Raw genomic sequence first — 14,717 nt, 5'->3', positions numbered from 1 at the left:
TACTAAATTCCGTATAAATTAAAAAAGGGAGTAGCCCAAGCAATTAAATCTTTAACTGATTTAAAAAACAGGCATAAAAAAAGCTCTTTAAAAGAAGTAAAGAGCTTGTAATTTTATAAAGTAAGTAGTTTTACATTTTTATAGTAAAACCATTTGCATGTTCTATAGTGTAATATGTATGGTCTGGATCATCTCTGTTTAGTTTTAATGTTCCTTTTACCGAAATTAAATCGTCCATAAAAAAGTTTGGTCTTTTGTCAAAATATAACTCTATAATAGTTTCTGGTCCGCCATTGCCACAAAAAAAACAGGAAGCCATAGGGTTGTTAGATAGCATAAAAGAGTCTTTTTGACCTTCTAATACCAAAAAATAACCTGTAATAGAAATTTCTTGGCCTTCTAAAGCCAGCATTTTTTTAGTATACGTTGGTGTTAAAAATTCTCCTAATTCTGCTCCGCCTTCTGGAGTAGTGTAGGTAACACCCTGTATCATATCTTCCCAGTCTAACAATGCCTGTGCAGATGTTAGTTGTGTAGAGCATATAATTAATAATAAAAGACTTAACTTTTTTATCATAATAATATTTTTTTTCAAAGGTAGTAATCCAATAATTATTCCAAATGTGTTTTTTATTTTTCTGAAGATAAAATTTTAGAAACATTTAGTTTAAAAACAGATAGCGAAGCCAGTACAGACGCAACAACAGTAATTCCTAAAGTTGCAAGTAATAGTATGGCTTCCCACTTAGTTATTGTAGCTAAATTAAAAGTATAACCGTAGCTGTTTTGTGCGTAGTTAGATATAATCCAAAGTCCACATCTGCCAATTAACCAACCAATAACATAACCTATAAAACCTAAAAATAGACCTTCTAAAAGAACCAACCAAAGTAACTGTGTAGCTGTAGCACCATAAGTACGTAATAACGCTAGTTCTTGTCTACGCTCCCTAATTGCCTTTAATAGACTAATAAAAATACTTAAACCAGATACCAATAAAATAGCAATAGCAATAAGCTGTATGGTTTGTACACCAACACCTAGTAGCTTTACCAAACGGTTAATTTCTAAAGATGGTAATGCTGCCTGCATATTGGTTTTATCGTTAATATACCTTGGCAATTGCATCATAGCCATTGGATTGCTAAATTGTATAAGTAATGATGTAACCTCTAGGTCTTCTTCGTGGTGGTGTTCATCATCTTTTTCTTCAGCGTGACCGTGAACATCCCAAATACTTTCTAAATTTGTAATAATTAAATTATCTACAACGCTACCTGTTGGCTTTAAAATACCAGCTACTTTAAAAGGGTGTCCGTGATGCTCCTCTAGGCTTTGGTCTGCTAAACCGTGAGAACTTAAAAAAGTATCTCCAATTTTTAATTGTAGTTTTTTAGCAGTTGTACTACCTAAAACTACTTGTTGTGATTTGCTAAATAACTCACCTGTTGCTAACTCAGCATTGTATAATTTTAAGTAACTAGTTTCTGTGCCTAAAATGCGTACTCCCTTATAATTGTCACCATAAGAAACAGGAACAGCTGTTTTTACAAGTCTGCTTTTTCTTAGTTTTTCGGCGTCTTTTAATTTAATATTTCCTGTAGGTGCATCTATATGTAAGACCGATGAAAGTACCAACTGTAATGGGCTACCTTTTGCGCCTACAACCAAGTCTACCGGTTTTATATTTTTGTCTAAATTGCCTTTTACTTGGTCGCTTAATTGAAGCATAAACGTAACCAAAGCCACACTTAAAACTAAAAGTAATAAGCTAAGTAAAGCATTAAGTGGCTTAGATATTAGATTTTTAAAACTGAGTTTTACAAGATTCATAAATACAAGTGGTTTTTGAACATTGTTTTTACTCTTTGGTCATGCGTAATTATAAGTAAATTAGCATTACTAGTGTTAGCTTCTTCTTTAAGTAATGCAATTACTTTTTCACAATTTTTGTCATCTAAGCTTGCAGTAGGCTCATCTGCAAAAATTACATTTGGTTTATTTATTAAGGCCAAGGCAATAGATAACCGTTGGCGCTGACCTTCACTTAAAGCGGTTACTTTTTTGTGTAATAAGTTGCTTATGTCAAGTCTTTCAGCTAATTCTTTTATTCTAGTGGTATCTTTCTTTTTATCAGGAAAATAAAGTCGTAGTGCTAAATTTTCTTCAACACTAAGTGCATTTATAAAATAGTCGTTCTGAAAAATGATACCCATTTCTCTACCCCTAAAGGCATCTAGTTTTTTTCTAGATAAATTTTGTAGCTCTGTGCTACCAACAGTAATACTACCAGAACTAGCAGGTAGTAAACCAGCTAATAAATGTAAAAGAGTAGTTTTGCCTACACCAGAAGATCCTAATATTAGCAAATGCTCTCCTTGCTGCAGAGAAATATCAGGAAAACTAAAACTGTTTTCTGATGAGTATGAAAATTGAAGTTTACTTGTTTTTATCATAAGCTTAAACACAAATATAGTAAGTACACACATACCGTTTTTGTATTTAAGAATTTATTATGAAATCTACAGTGGTTATAAAAAAGAAAAAGACCTCTTACTTAAAAGAAGTCTTTTTCATCACCACAAACCAAACAAATAAAACGTTGAATATGTTACTACTCAACAACAATAAACTTGTTTGTTTTTCTATGTATTTTATTAATTATTCTTTGTTGGGTGAGTTTATATTTAGTTTGTTATTAAATTCTAAAGTTCTAATAGGGAACGGAATATTAATATCGTTTGCATCAAAGTGTTTTTTAATTGCTTTAATTGCAACACTTTTAGCGTCTAATTTGTTTTTGGCATTTTCTGCATCTACCCAAAATCTACATATAAAGTTTATAGAGCTGTCTCCAAATTCTGTGTAGTAAAACTCTATTTCAGAATCATCGTCGTTTTTATATAAACTACCAACTGCTTCTTTTGTTAGTTTCTGAACCTGTTCTAAATCCGACTCATACCCAACACCACATGATACAACTATTCTCATACGTGTTGTTAGTGAGTAATTTTTAAAAGGGTTTTCTATTATAGTTTTGTTGGGTATAACCACCAAATTATTATCAAACTCTTTAAGTACCAGACTGTTTAAATTAATGTCCATTACTTCACCAGAGTAACCATTGGTTTCTATCCAGTTTCCTATTTCAATCTTTTTTCTAAACGATAAAACAACACCAGATAATAAGTTAGAAAGTGTTCCTTGCAAGGCTAAACCAATTACTAAACCAGATATACCTGCACCGGCAAGTAAGGTATTTAATGTTTTACTTAAGTCCATTGCACCTAAGGCTAAAAATAGCCCTAAAAGAACAACAGCAGTAGCACTTATGCGTCCAACAAGGTTAGATATACTGTCTTGCGGAATACGTTTAGATGCTAATTTTACTACCCATTTGTTTACAAAGCGAGCAGCATAATAAGATATCACCATTACAATAATGGCAACAATTATGTTGGGTAAATTTTCAATTAAAGTTGTTACCCAACCTTCTATTTTATCATAAATATCTATAAAAGAGGCTTCAATTTTATTTTTCATATTTTAAAAATTTATAAGGTTATTAATTGCTTTTTATGAGCAATAACCTTTATGAAGTCATTTCTTTAGCTCTTATTTTTAGCTGGTCTTCTGTGTTTTTTCGCCAAGCATCTAACATCCAACTAGATTTTTCTAAATCTGCAATGTAAGATCCCATCATATCCATTGTACCTTCATCACCTGCTTCCTCTGCAGCTTCAATAGTAGTTTTCATTTGTTTTAATATTTTTTGATGATCACTAAGTATTTCTGCAACCATTTCGGTATCTGTTATTAGTGGAGATACTTCTTCTATAGAAGAAATTTTTAAGTACTTACTAAAGTTGCTTACTGGGTGGTATCTTAAGGTTAATACTCTTTCTGCAACGGCATCAATCTTTATTCTTGCGTCTGTGTATAATTCTTCAAATTTTACGTGTAAATCAAAAAAGTTTTGTCCAAGAACATTCCAATGAAAACTTCTCAATTTTTGGTAATACACACTGTAGTCTGCTAAAAGCATATTTAGTTCGCCTACAACAGGCACTAATTTATTGTCGCTAATATTTAAATAATTCATAAGGTTGTGGGGTTTAGTTTGATTAAAAAAAGCATAATTACTATTTTCTTATGCCTAATATGTCTGCAACAAAACTACTTATACCTATTAAATTGGTTTAGCTCTTTTAGTTTGATTTTTAACTCTAATACTATATTTAGAAAACTATACCTATTATATATATAAAGGGCATTATTTACTTGTTTTTAAATGAGTTAAGAATTGGATTGATTGTGTCAAGATGATCTCTAAACAAGCTTCATCTTTGCTGTATAGAATTTAAGTATTCAAAAAAAATAATAGTATTAACCTTTAAATTAAAAATATTATGTTGAGATGGACAATTACGTTTGTGGTTCTAGCTTTAATAGCCGGAGTTTTAGGATTTGGAGGTATTGCAGCAGGTGCTGCCAGTATCGCTAAAATTTTATTCTTTTTATTTCTGATACTTTTTGTAGTGTCATTAATTACAGGAAGAAAAAGAAACATTTAGTGCCCCAACACAGACACATACACACACAAAATAAAACGAAAACAAAAACAACATTAAAAGCAACAATTATGAAAAAGATAGCATATTTTGCAGTAATAGCATTTGCAGTAGGATCTGTATTTACAAGCTGTAGAGATACAAAAACTACAGGAGAAAAAATTGAAGATGGAGTAGAAGAAGTAGGTGACGGAATTGAAGAAGGAGTAGAGGAAGTTGGCGATGAGATAGATGACGCTACTGATGATAACTAATAACTAAAATTAACATAATTTTAGTAAAAAAAGACAGCGTAGCAGTTGTCTTTTTTTGGTGTTTACACCGTATATTTAATAATTAAAACAAAAACAATGAAAAAGATATTAGGTTTATTTTCAATTTTAGCGCTAACAGTTGTTAGTGTACAAGCACAGTCAATTTCTGAAAATGCAATTGGTTTACGTTTAGGAGACAATGATGGTTTTGGAGGGGAAGTATCTTACCAACGTCACTTAGGAGAAAATAACAGATTAGAAGTAGATTTAGGTTGGAGAGATTCTAATGATGTAGATGCATTTAAATTAGTTGGTTTATACCAATGGGTAATGCCTTTAGATGGTAACTTTAACTGGTTTGTTGGTGCAGGTGCAGGTATTGGATCTTTTGATGCTGGTGCAAACGACGGTACTTTTGCATTGGTTGCTGGTGATATAGGTATAGAATATAATTTTGATATTCCTTTAATTTTATCTTTAGATATGAGACCAGAATTAGGGTTTAATGACGATTACTCTGATGATCTAGATTTGGATATAGCATTAGGTATTAGATACCAGTTCTAAACAAAAAATAAAAATATTTTAAAGGCGAATAATTGTAAAATTATTCGCCTTTTTTATTTAAAATAAGTGCTTTACTTTTTCTACTATTTTTAGAGGTAAGTTGTATGGTGGGTAACGCAAAGGAGCCTCAAACCAATTTGCTCTTTTTATAATTGCTTTTTGATGTGAAAAAATATCAAAAGAAGTTTTACCATGATAAGCGCCAATACCACTAGAACCTACACCGCCAAACGGAAGTTTTTTATTGGTAATGTGTATCACAGTATCGTTAATTGCACCGCCACCAAAACTGTATTTGGTTATTATTTTTTGTTGAAATTTCCTGTTTGTAGAAAAAATATATGTGGCAAGTGGCTTACCATAGTTCATAATATGTTTTTCTATATCTTCTTCTGTAGTATATGCAATAATTGGTAAAATAGGACCAAAAATTTCTCCTTGCATTAACTTACTATCTAAACTAGGTTCGTTAACAAGCGTAGGAGCAATGTAATTATCGTTAGCATTTGTTTGTCCGCCAAAAATAATTTCCTGCCCTTCTAACAATTCAGTAAGGTTATTAAAATGATTTTTACTAACCGTACGAGCATAATCTTTAGATGCCTCTATATCTTTGCCATAAGAGTCTAAAATACTTTGTTGCAAAGAAGCTACTAACTTATCTTTTACATCTTTATGCACTAAAATATAGTCTGTAGCAATACAGGTTTGTCCTGCGTTTAAAAATTTTCCCCAAACAATACGCTTTGCAGCAAGTTTTATATTGGCAGTTTGGTCTACAATAGCAGGGTTTTTACCACCAAGTTCTAGGGTAATAGGTGTTAGGTGTTCGGCTGCACTTTTGTAAAATATTTTTCCGACGTTGGTACTTCCTGTAAAAAAAATATAATCCCATTTTTGAGCTAGTAAGTTTTTAGATACTTCTACGCCTCCTTCTACAACGGCAACATATTCATCATTAAAAATTGCAGTAATTAGTTCTACTATAATTTTAGAGGTGTTTGGTGTTATTTCTGATGGTTTTATAACTGCCGTATTACCTGCTGCAATGGTGCCAATTAAGGGGGCAATTGCTAGTTGAAAAGGATAGTTCCAAGGAGCAACAATAAGCACAGTCCCATAAGGCTCTTTATACAACCAGTCTGATGATGGAAAATTTAATAATGCACCAGACACTTTTTCTGGTCTAGCCCATTTTTTAATATTTTTAATGGTGTAGTTAAGCTCAGCTAAAACAAACTGTGTTTCTGCTGCCATAGACTCAAATCTAGGCTTTTTAAAATCTTCATAAATAGCATCGCATATTGCAGCTTCTCTAGTTATAATTTCTTGCCTAAGTTTTTTTAAAGCTTGTTTACGGTATATTATGTCTTTAGTTTGTTGTGACTTAAAAAACGCGTGTTGCTTTTGTAGTATATCCATCATGGTATGCAATATACCAAAAAAGAGCTTTGTGTATGTTAAATACTAGTTGTCTATTTCCTCCTGATTTTGCAGGTCTTTGTCTTCAAAATTCTCATTTGTAAGTTCTAAAACCTTTTGTAGCATTGGGTCAGATTTACTTTTTATTTCTGCATATGCATTAGCATCAAATAACTGATCTGCTAAAGTTGCTTTTAAGTATCTTTTTAAACTAACCTCATACTTGTAAAAGTCTAAAGAAAGATTATTCTTTTTAGCGTAAGTAATAAACTCTACAAACAGATTTTCATCAACCTTAAAATCTCTAATAAATTCTTCTCTAGAGAACATATTATATCTAGACCTGTCTTTGTCTAAATGTTCAAAAGTAAAGTATGATATAAAACCATAGCTGTCTAAGTCTATAATTGCTTCTTGTTCATTGTTTCCAATAGGTACAAACTCGTCTGGTATAATACCACCACCACCATATACGGTTTTTCCTTTAGGAGTAGTGTATTTTAGTGAGTCTGCAACTTTAATACTATCTGCATCGCGCATTTCCCCGTTTGCATAACGTTTCATTAATTCTTGGTAATAATCTACATTACCTTTTTTATAATCACGCTGTATAGATCTTCCTGTTGGTGTGTAGTACCTAGAAATAGTTAAGCGCACGGCAGAGCCATCTCCTAAATCCATTTCTCTTTGTACTAGTCCTTTTCCAAAAGAGCGTCTGCCTACAATTGTACCTATATCATTATCTTGTAATGCGCCAGCAACAATTTCACTAGCAGATGCAGACCTTTCGTTTATTAAAACAAATACAGGATTATCTTCAAAACTACCTTTGTCTGTAGCATAAGCATTTTCAATTGTACCTTTTTTATTTTTAGTAAACAAAATAAGTTTTCCGTCTTTTAAAAACTCATCTGCCATTTGCTCTGCAATACCTAAATAACCACCAGGATTGTCTCTTAGGTCTAGAGTAAGTTTGGTTGCACCTTGTTTTTGTAATGCTTTAAGAGCAGTTTTAAATTCTTTATAGGTAGACTCTGCAAACCTGTTAACCTTTATGTAACCAATATCTTTGGTTAGCATATAATAGCTGTCTACACTTTTTAAGGGTATGGTATTTCTTTTTACTGATACAGTAAATGTACGGTCTTCTTTTTTACGGTAAACTTCTAAGTCTATAGTAGAGCCTCTTTTACCTTTTAGTTGGTCTACAATGCTACCACTTGCTAGCTTTTTGCCAAATAATTCTTCACCATTGGCTCTTAAAATACGATCTCCGGCTTCTATTCCTTTGTTGTAACTAGGTCCATTTTCTACTGTTTTTATAACCGAAATTGTATCTTGGTACATATAAAAATTAATACCTATACCAACAAAGTCACCTTTCATACTTTCAGATACTTCAGCCATTTCCTTTTTAGGAATATAAACTGAATGTGGATCTAGCTTGCCTAAAATATTATTTACGGTAACATCTACAATACTATCTGTATTAACATCGTCTACATATTCATAATCTATGTAGTCTATTAGCCTATTTAATTTGTCTTTTTTAGAATTTGTTGTAAAAAGACGCTCAGGAGAATCGTTAAAGTTTAACTTACCACCAAGCAAAATACCAAGCGCTAAAGCTGCGGCAATTACAATGGGCCATATGTAATACATTTTATTTTTCATACTACTATTGCAGTGGTAAATGGGTTAATTTTATGCCTGCTTTTTCTAAAAATTTTAATCCAGAATCGTCTTTGTAAGCATTTTGGTATACCACACGTACTATGCCAGACTGGTGTATAAGCTTGCTACATTCTTTACAAGGAGATAACGTAATGTATAAAGTTGCACCTGTACAAGATTGTGTAGAAGAAGCTACTTTAGATATTGCATTTGCTTCAGCATGTAATACATACCATTTTGTGTATCCTTCTTCATCTTCACAAATGTTTTCAAAACCAGTTGGTGTTCCATTGTATCCGTCAGAAATTATCATTCTATCTTTTACAATAATTGCACCTACTTGCTTACGATCACAGTATGATAATTTTGCCCATTCCTGAGCCATACGTAGGTAAGCTTCGTCGTATTTTTTTTGTTTGCTGTCTTTCATTTTTGTTGTAATGGCCACAAGATACAGGCTTTAGCTAACGCACACAATCAATAAAGGATAATTTTAACACTAAAACCTTTTAGTATGGGAACGTATCTATTAACATTGGTATTGTAATAGCTAATACAATTATAGATGCTACTATGGCATACAGCCACTGTTTAACTTTAAATAAGCTTACTACTACAAAAGTTAATGCAAGCGCTAAGACCAATATTAATAGTTGAGACATTTCTATACCTGTAGCAAAGCCAAGTAAAGGTGTAAATTTATTTTCTTCCTCTGCCATTAGCATTTTAAAATAGTTAGAGAAACCAAAACCGTGAACCAAACCAAAAAAGGCGGTGGCAATAACGTGTAATTTTATAGATGCTAAAGTTTGCTTGTTTTTAGCAGCATAAATATTAAATAATGCTGTAATAAAAATAGTTACCGGAATTAGAAATTCTATTAAACCAGTATCAGGTGTAACATATCCGTAGCTAGATAAACCTAAAGAGAAGCAATGCGCAACAGTAAAAACTGTAGCTAAGAGTAAAACATTTTTCCAATCTTTAAACGAAAAAGGAATGGCTAAAGCAGTTAAAAATAAAATATGATCATAAGCACTAAGGTCTAATACGTGCTCTAAACCTAATCCTATGTAAAATAAAAACTGTTCCATAATTTCTTTTTATAAATAAATGATTAAAAATTAACTAGCTAATACCGCGTTCTTTCTGTATAGTTTCATATGCTTTTTGTACCTCTTTAAATTTTTCTTCAGCTCCTTTTTTTATGGCTTCGTTTTGGGTAACAACTTTATCTGGGTGGTATTTTTTTGCCATAGATCTATAGGCTTTTTTAACCTCGTCATCTGTAGCACTTTTATCAATCTCTAGTATTTTATAAGCCGTATCTGCAGATGCTACAAACATTGCTTTTACACTTTCGTAATCTCTTTTTCCTAATTTAAAGTAAGCAGCAATATCTCTAATTACTTCCACTTCTGCACCAGTAACAGAACCATCGGCTTGTGCAATGCCAAATAAAAAATGTACTAATTGTAACCTAACCTCATAACGTACACGCTGATTTAAATAGTAACAAATGCGCTTTGCAGAAATTTCGTGCTTTTTATTAACCTCATTAAAGGTTCTAAAAATAGCATTTGCCTTTTCCTTTCCATAAGTCTGTACAAAATATTGGCGTACATAGTCTAGCTCTGGTTGGCTAACTTTTCCATCTGCTTTTATAACAATAGAACAGAGTGATATTAATTGCATTTCAAAATCTGCAGGAGAGACTTTTTGGCGAGTCATATCATTAAAAACAGTATTTCCGCCTCTATTATTTTTACTTCCAGTAAGGTTGTCTAAAAGGCTACCAATAAAAAAGCCGGCAATACCTCCAGGGATTTTAAAAAATATGCTGCCTAGTATCGCAGCTATCCATTTTAACATACTTTTTTCTAAATTTTTTCAAAGATAAAGGTTAAGATTAAATGAAAAGTTAAGGTTTATAGAAAAATGCGACAAATTAGTTACTTTTGTAGTAACGCTTATTAACATAATAAAATTAAAATATATGTACCCAGCAGAATTAGTAAAACCAATGAGAGAGGATTTAACCTCTGTAGGTTTTGAGGAATTATTCACAGCAGAAGCTGTAGAAAAAGCAATAAATGCAGAAGGTACTACTTTAGTGGTAGTTAACTCTGTTTGTGGTTGTGCTGCTGCTAATGCAAGACCAGGCGCAAAAATGAGTTTACTTAACGATAAAAAACCAAGTAATACTGTTACAGTTTTTGCAGGTGTAGATACAGACGCAGTTAATGCAGCAAGAGGACTTATGGTTCCTTTTCCTCCATCATCGCCAAGTATGGCTTTGTTTAAAAACGGAGAGTTAGTGCATATGATAGAACGTCACCACATTGAAGGTAGACCAGCAGAAATGATTGCTGAAAACTTAAAACAAGCTTATGATGAATTCTGTTAATTAATAGAATTTAAATTATCTTAAAAAACCGCTCTATACATAGGGCGGTTTTTTTATTTTTGTAGCATGCAAAAACTAATATCATACCCATTAACGGCATTGTATTTTTTATCCTTTGGATTATCACTAATCATTTTTCATCCTATACAATGGGTTTGTTTTAATGTGTTTGGTTACACCGCACATAAAAAAAGTGTTAGTATATTAAATTGGTTTTTAATGCGTAGCACACACTTTTTAGGTACGCGTTATTCGTTTAAAAAAGAGGCAAAAATACCTACAGATAGGCCTATTATATTTGTGGCAAACCACCAGAGTATGAATGATATTCCGCCACTTATTTGGTTTTTTAGAAAAAATCACCCAAAATTTGTGAGTAAAAAGGAGTTAGGTAAAGGAATACCAAGTGTATCTTATAATTTAAGGCACGGAGGTTCTGTTTTAATAGACCGTAAAGATGCTAGGCAAGCACTTACAGAAATTGCTAAACTTGGTAAATACATAGAAAAACACAAGCGTAGTGCCGTAATTTTTCCAGAAGGTACCAGAAGTAGAACAGGGCATCCTAAAAGGTTTCAACCAATGGGACTTAAAATTCTTATGAAAAATGCACCATCAGCCTTAATAGTTCCTATAAGTATTAACAATTCTTGGAAACTTTTAAAATACGGTAAATACCCATATGGTTTAGGTAGTCACTTTACAATAGACGTGCACACACCTATAGAAATTAAAGGAAATGCAGACGATATAATTGCACAAGTAGAACAAACAGTAACCGCTGGCGTAACCTCTTTTAAATGATAAATTCTGATATAATTGCACAAACTAAAGCCTTTGTAAAAAAAACTTTAGAAGGTGCAGAAGGTGGTCACGACTGGTTTCATATAGAGCGTGTGTACAATAACACAATGCTTTTGGCTAAGGATGAAGCTGTAGACCTATTAGTAGTTGCTCTTGGTGCGTTATTACATGATATTGCTGATGCTAAATTTTATAATGGCGATGAAACTGTTGGTCCTAAAATGGCAACAGATTTTTTAAGATCTATACAGGTTGATGAAAAAATTATAGATCACGTTGTAAAAATTATAGAAAACATTTCTTTTAAAAGTGGTTTAAAGGTTGATGATGCAACTACAGCAAAACCTTTTACATCTTTAGAGCTACAAGTGGTGCAAGATGCAGATAGGCTAGATGCCATTGGCGCCATTGGCATAGCACGTGCTTTTAATTATGGTGGATTTAAAAATAGGGAAATGTACAACCCAGATATTGCTCCTAATTTAAATATGACTAAAGAGGAATATAAAAAATCTACAGCACCAACAATTAATCATTTTTATGAAAAATTACTGCTTTTAAAAGATAAAATGAACACCCAAACGGGTACAAAGCTAGCAGCACAAAGGCATTCTTATATGGAGACTTTTTTAGAGCAGTTTTATAACGAGTGGAACGGTAAAGAATAATAGGTTTTACTACAACGTTATAGTTTTTCTTTTAACATTTTTTGCAAAAGTGTTGCTTGTATTTTTTATGTATCTTCAACCAGTAAACTATAAGCAACCTTATTATGGGAAGAAGAAAATTTATAAAAAATGTAGCTGCATCTTCTGCTGCATTTTCTATTGTTCCAAGTTTTGTACTTGGTAAAAATCACGTGCCACCTAGTGATACACTTTACATAGGAGCATTTGGAGTAGGAGGTAGAGGATCATCTGTAATTAAAGAACTTACAGAAACAGGTAAAGTTAAGTTTGTTACTCTTTGTGATGTAGATGGAAGAGGAGTTGCTGCCAGTCATAAATTACACCCAAAAGCAAAAAGGTATAAGGACTTTAGAGAAGTGTATGATAAACATTTAAATGAAATTGATGCTATTATGGTGGCAACACCAGACCACACACACGCTACCATTGCATTGCCTTTTATGCGTGCCAAAAAACACGCGTACGTAGAAAAACCTCTAGCGCACAATATTGAAGAGGTAAGGTTAATGACCAAAGTAGCTAAAGAAAACGGAATTATTACCCAAATGGGGAACCAAGGAGCGTCTAGTCCTGGTAGTAGAACAGCTAAAGAATGGATAGATGCTGGTGTAATTGGAGATGTTACTAAAGTAGATTGTTGGACCAACAGACCAGTGTGGCCACAAGGAGTAAAAACACCAGCAGGCGGACACCCAATTCCTAAAGAGTTAGATTGGGATTTATGGTTAGGGCCAGCGGCAATGAGAGATTATAATCCTGCTTATTTGCCATTTAAATGGCGTGGTTGGTGGGACTTTGGAACAGGTGCTTTAGGTGATATGGGTTGCCATATTATGGAAACTCCATATAGTGTTTTAGGTTTAGGATCACCAACAGAAGCAGAGGCTAGTTGTACAACTACTTGGGTAGGAGATTTTGTAGAGGCAGATTACTCTAGCTCTTGTCCGCCTTCATCTGTAGTGCGTTTAAAAGTAGATGCGCCAAACCAAGGAAGTATAGATTTAAATTGGTATGATGGTGGAATTATGCCAGATATTCCTAGTGAGCTAGCCGATGGTGAAAAATTAGGAAACGGAGATGGTGGCGTAGTTTTTCACGGTACAAAAGGTATTATTTTAACAGATGTGTATTCTGCTAACCCTAGACTGTTACCAGCAGATGTTAATAGTATGTTTAATAAGCCAAAAGAAACATTACCAAGAATAAAAGGCGGTTCAGCAGGACACCAAAATAACTGGGTAGAGGGTTGTTTAAATGGTACAACCGCATCATCAGACTTTGTAACTAAAGCCGGACCATTAACAGAGGGTGTGCTTATGGGTAATTTAGCCATAAAAGCATACCAATATAAAACATTAAAAGCGGGTAAAAAAGTAGGAGATTGGGATCCTTATAACTACCCTGGTAGACGTACTATAAAATGGGACGCTGCCAATATGAAAGTTACAAATTTTGATATGGCTAACGAATGGGTTTCTCGTGACTATAGAAAAGGATGGGAACTAAAATAAAAGTATTTTAAAGTACAAAAGGCGCTATTAACAATTGCTAATAGCGCCTTTTTATTTATTTAGAGTTGTAAATTAATCACAATTGCCATCTACATCACAAGATTCTCCGCCTGTTGTTGGTAAAATGGTTAATGACTCTTTTTGATGTTTTTCCCAAGCTTGTTCTAAAGCCTCGGTAAAAGCTTCTACTGGTTGTGCTCCAGAAACTCCATACTTGTTATCTAAAACAAAAAAAGGTACACCGCTAACGCCTATGTTGCGAGCTTCCATTTCGTCTTGTCTAACCTCGTAGGTAAAAGCATCTGTTTTGTATATTTCTTCAACAGTAGTTTTGTCCATACCAACTGCAACAGCTGTATCTACTAAAAATGAGATATCATCTATATTTTTCCCATCTTCTAAATGTGCTTTTAGCAATGCTTCTTTGGTAGCATCTGCAAAACCTACTGTTTTTGCATATTGTAATAAACGGTGCGCATTTAAAGAATTAGCGGTAACAATGTCTTCAATTTTAAAATTAAGACCAACACCACTAGCCATTTCTGTAACTCTGTTAAACATACCTTTAGCATTAACCTCGTCTACTCCTTTGCTTAGCATAAAGTGGTCTATAGCATTAATGTCTGTTTGCGTTTTTAAATTAGGATCTAATTCAAAGCTTTTCCATTCTACCGTAATTTTATCTTTGTGCGGAAATTTATCTAATGCAGCTGTAAAGTTACGTTTACCAATGTAACAAAACGGGCATCTAATATCAGACCATATATGTATTTGCATAACTATTTTATCTTTTAGTATTAATGTATTGTTAGACGAAA

General features: G+C 33.0%; 18 protein-coding genes. 7 read left to right on the top strand and 11 right to left on the bottom strand.

Going from position 1 to position 14,717, the window contains the following annotated elements:
* Positions 1-130: 130 nt before the first annotated feature.
* From Q4487_RS08615 to Q4487_RS08595, 5 genes are all read right to left on the bottom strand, one after another.
* Positions 131-577: a hypothetical protein gene (locus Q4487_RS08615; RefSeq protein WP_303540058.1), complete on the bottom strand. Its 447-nt coding sequence runs from the start codon at positions 575-577 to the stop codon at positions 131-133.
* Positions 578-630: 53 nt separating this feature from the next.
* Entirely contained in the window at positions 631-1,833 is a 1,203-nt protein-coding gene (locus Q4487_RS08610; protein WP_303540060.1) for an FtsX-like permease family protein, read from the bottom strand.
* Positions 1,830-2,456, bottom strand: a complete 627-nt coding sequence (locus Q4487_RS08605; RefSeq protein WP_303540062.1) for an ABC transporter ATP-binding protein — start codon at positions 2,454-2,456, stop codon at positions 1,830-1,832. The genes Q4487_RS08610 and Q4487_RS08605 overlap by 4 nt, the downstream gene beginning before the upstream one ends.
* Positions 2,457-2,661: 205 nt before the next feature.
* On the bottom strand, positions 2,662-3,543 hold the full coding sequence (locus tag Q4487_RS08600; protein WP_100894151.1) for a mechanosensitive ion channel family protein: 882 nt from the start codon (positions 3,541-3,543) through the stop codon (positions 2,662-2,664).
* A 49-nt stretch (positions 3,544-3,592) separates the two neighbouring features.
* On the bottom strand, positions 3,593-4,102 hold the full coding sequence (locus Q4487_RS08595) for a Dps family protein (protein ID WP_303540065.1): 510 nt from the start codon (positions 4,100-4,102) through the stop codon (positions 3,593-3,595).
* Positions 4,103-4,409: 307 nt separating this feature from the next.
* On the opposite strand from Q4487_RS08595, the gene Q4487_RS08590 reads away from it, so the two are divergent.
* The 3 genes from Q4487_RS08590 to Q4487_RS08580 all read left to right on the top strand — a co-directional run bounded on the left by Q4487_RS08590 (position 4,410) and on the right by Q4487_RS08580 (position 5,392).
* Entirely contained in the window at positions 4,410-4,574 is a 165-nt protein-coding gene (locus tag Q4487_RS08590) for a DUF1328 family protein (RefSeq protein WP_100894149.1), read from the top strand.
* A 68-nt stretch (positions 4,575-4,642) separates the two neighbouring features.
* Positions 4,643-4,825, top strand: a complete 183-nt coding sequence (locus Q4487_RS08585; protein ID WP_303540069.1) for a hypothetical protein — start codon at positions 4,643-4,645, stop codon at positions 4,823-4,825.
* A gap of 96 nt (positions 4,826-4,921) precedes the next feature.
* Positions 4,922-5,392, top strand: coding sequence for a hypothetical protein (locus tag Q4487_RS08580; protein WP_303540070.1), 471 nt, complete (start codon positions 4,922-4,924; stop codon positions 5,390-5,392).
* A 57-nt stretch (positions 5,393-5,449) separates the two neighbouring features.
* Here the strand turns inward: Q4487_RS08580 and Q4487_RS08575 are convergent, their stop codons facing one another.
* From Q4487_RS08575 to Q4487_RS08555, 5 genes are all read right to left on the bottom strand, one after another.
* Positions 5,450-6,817 (bottom strand): aldehyde dehydrogenase, encoded by a 1,368-nt coding sequence (locus Q4487_RS08575; RefSeq protein ID WP_303540072.1) that lies wholly within the window; start codon positions 6,815-6,817, stop codon positions 5,450-5,452.
* Between the two features lie 42 nt (positions 6,818-6,859).
* Positions 6,860-8,488, bottom strand: coding sequence for a S41 family peptidase (locus tag Q4487_RS08570; RefSeq protein ID WP_303540074.1), 1,629 nt, complete (start codon positions 8,486-8,488; stop codon positions 6,860-6,862).
* A gap of 4 nt (positions 8,489-8,492) precedes the next feature.
* Positions 8,493-8,918 carry a dCMP deaminase family protein gene (locus tag Q4487_RS08565; protein ID WP_303540076.1) on the bottom strand — a complete coding sequence of 142 codons (426 nt, stop codon included), beginning with the start codon at positions 8,916-8,918 and terminating at the stop codon, positions 8,493-8,495.
* A 79-nt stretch (positions 8,919-8,997) separates the two neighbouring features.
* Positions 8,998-9,582 (bottom strand): HupE/UreJ family protein, encoded by a 585-nt coding sequence (locus Q4487_RS08560; RefSeq protein ID WP_100894143.1) that lies wholly within the window; start codon positions 9,580-9,582, stop codon positions 8,998-9,000.
* Positions 9,583-9,616: 34 nt separating this feature from the next.
* Complete coding sequence (locus tag Q4487_RS08555) at positions 9,617-10,360, bottom strand: TerB family tellurite resistance protein (RefSeq protein WP_100894142.1); 744 nt, start codon at positions 10,358-10,360, stop codon at positions 9,617-9,619.
* 124 nt (positions 10,361-10,484) lie between these two features.
* Between Q4487_RS08555 and Q4487_RS08550 the strand changes: the two genes are divergently transcribed.
* From Q4487_RS08550 to Q4487_RS08535, 4 genes are all read left to right on the top strand, one after another.
* Positions 10,485-10,895, top strand: a complete 411-nt coding sequence (locus tag Q4487_RS08550) for a BrxA/BrxB family bacilliredoxin (RefSeq protein ID WP_100894141.1) — start codon at positions 10,485-10,487, stop codon at positions 10,893-10,895.
* A 66-nt stretch (positions 10,896-10,961) separates the two neighbouring features.
* Positions 10,962-11,699 (top strand): 1-acyl-sn-glycerol-3-phosphate acyltransferase, encoded by a 738-nt coding sequence (locus Q4487_RS08545; protein WP_100894140.1) that lies wholly within the window; start codon positions 10,962-10,964, stop codon positions 11,697-11,699.
* Positions 11,696-12,367 (top strand): HD domain-containing protein, encoded by a 672-nt coding sequence (locus Q4487_RS08540; protein WP_303540081.1) that lies wholly within the window; start codon positions 11,696-11,698, stop codon positions 12,365-12,367. Before Q4487_RS08545 ends, Q4487_RS08540 begins: the two co-directional genes overlap by 4 nt.
* Positions 12,368-12,471: 104 nt before the next feature.
* Positions 12,472-13,899, top strand: coding sequence for a Gfo/Idh/MocA family protein (locus Q4487_RS08535; protein WP_303540083.1), 1,428 nt, complete (start codon positions 12,472-12,474; stop codon positions 13,897-13,899).
* 72 nt (positions 13,900-13,971) lie between these two features.
* On the opposite strand, the gene Q4487_RS08530 is transcribed toward Q4487_RS08535, so the two are convergent.
* Positions 13,972-14,676: a DsbA family protein gene (locus Q4487_RS08530; RefSeq protein WP_303540085.1), complete on the bottom strand. Its 705-nt coding sequence runs from the start codon at positions 14,674-14,676 to the stop codon at positions 13,972-13,974.
* Positions 14,677-14,717: the final 41 nt, after the last annotated feature.

It is taken from the genome of Cellulophaga sp. 3_MG-2023 (genome assembly GCF_030546975.1).
Classification (GTDB): Bacteria; Bacteroidota; Bacteroidia; order Flavobacteriales; family Flavobacteriaceae; genus Cellulophaga.
This window is presented reverse-complemented; position numbering and strand designations above follow the sequence as displayed.

What these genes read in the sequence shown, in the direction of transcription:
- Q4487_RS08590 (WP_100894149.1), top strand. Translation starts at nt 4,410, where the DNA reads ATGTTGAGATGGACAATTACGTTTGTGGTTCTAGCTTTAATAGCCGGA.
- Q4487_RS08535 (WP_303540083.1), top strand. Translation starts at nt 12,472, where the DNA reads ATGGGAAGAAGAAAATTTATAAAAAATGTAGCTGCATCTTCTGCTGCA.
- Q4487_RS08600 (WP_100894151.1), bottom strand. Translation starts at nt 3,543, where the DNA reads ATGAAAAATAAAATTGAAGCCTCTTTTATAGATATTTATGATAAAATA.
- Q4487_RS08565 (WP_303540076.1), bottom strand. Translation starts at nt 8,918, where the DNA reads ATGAAAGACAGCAAACAAAAAAAATACGACGAAGCTTACCTACGTATG.
- Q4487_RS08560 (WP_100894143.1), bottom strand. Translation starts at nt 9,582, where the DNA reads ATGGAACAGTTTTTATTTTACATAGGATTAGGTTTAGAGCACGTATTA.
- Q4487_RS08580 (WP_303540070.1), top strand. Translation starts at nt 4,922, where the DNA reads ATGAAAAAGATATTAGGTTTATTTTCAATTTTAGCGCTAACAGTTGTT.
- Q4487_RS08550 (WP_100894141.1), top strand. Translation starts at nt 10,485, where the DNA reads ATGTACCCAGCAGAATTAGTAAAACCAATGAGAGAGGATTTAACCTCT.
- Q4487_RS08575 (WP_303540072.1), bottom strand. Translation starts at nt 6,817, where the DNA reads ATGATGGATATACTACAAAAGCAACACGCGTTTTTTAAGTCACAACAA.
- Q4487_RS08615 (WP_303540058.1), bottom strand. Translation starts at nt 577, where the DNA reads ATGATAAAAAAGTTAAGTCTTTTATTATTAATTATATGCTCTACACAA.
- Q4487_RS08605 (WP_303540062.1), bottom strand. Translation starts at nt 2,456, where the DNA reads ATGATAAAAACAAGTAAACTTCAATTTTCATACTCATCAGAAAACAGT.
- Q4487_RS08555 (WP_100894142.1), bottom strand. Translation starts at nt 10,360, where the DNA reads ATGTTAAAATGGATAGCTGCGATACTAGGCAGCATATTTTTTAAAATC.
- Q4487_RS08595 (WP_303540065.1), bottom strand. Translation starts at nt 4,102, where the DNA reads ATGAATTATTTAAATATTAGCGACAATAAATTAGTGCCTGTTGTAGGC.
- Q4487_RS08540 (WP_303540081.1), top strand. Translation starts at nt 11,696, where the DNA reads ATGATAAATTCTGATATAATTGCACAAACTAAAGCCTTTGTAAAAAAA.
- Q4487_RS08585 (WP_303540069.1), top strand. Translation starts at nt 4,643, where the DNA reads ATGAAAAAGATAGCATATTTTGCAGTAATAGCATTTGCAGTAGGATCT.
- Q4487_RS08570 (WP_303540074.1), bottom strand. Translation starts at nt 8,488, where the DNA reads ATGAAAAATAAAATGTATTACATATGGCCCATTGTAATTGCCGCAGCT.
- Q4487_RS08530 (WP_303540085.1), bottom strand. Translation starts at nt 14,676, where the DNA reads ATGCAAATACATATATGGTCTGATATTAGATGCCCGTTTTGTTACATT.
- Q4487_RS08610 (WP_303540060.1), bottom strand. Translation starts at nt 1,833, where the DNA reads ATGAATCTTGTAAAACTCAGTTTTAAAAATCTAATATCTAAGCCACTT.
- Q4487_RS08545 (WP_100894140.1), top strand. Translation starts at nt 10,962, where the DNA reads ATGCAAAAACTAATATCATACCCATTAACGGCATTGTATTTTTTATCC.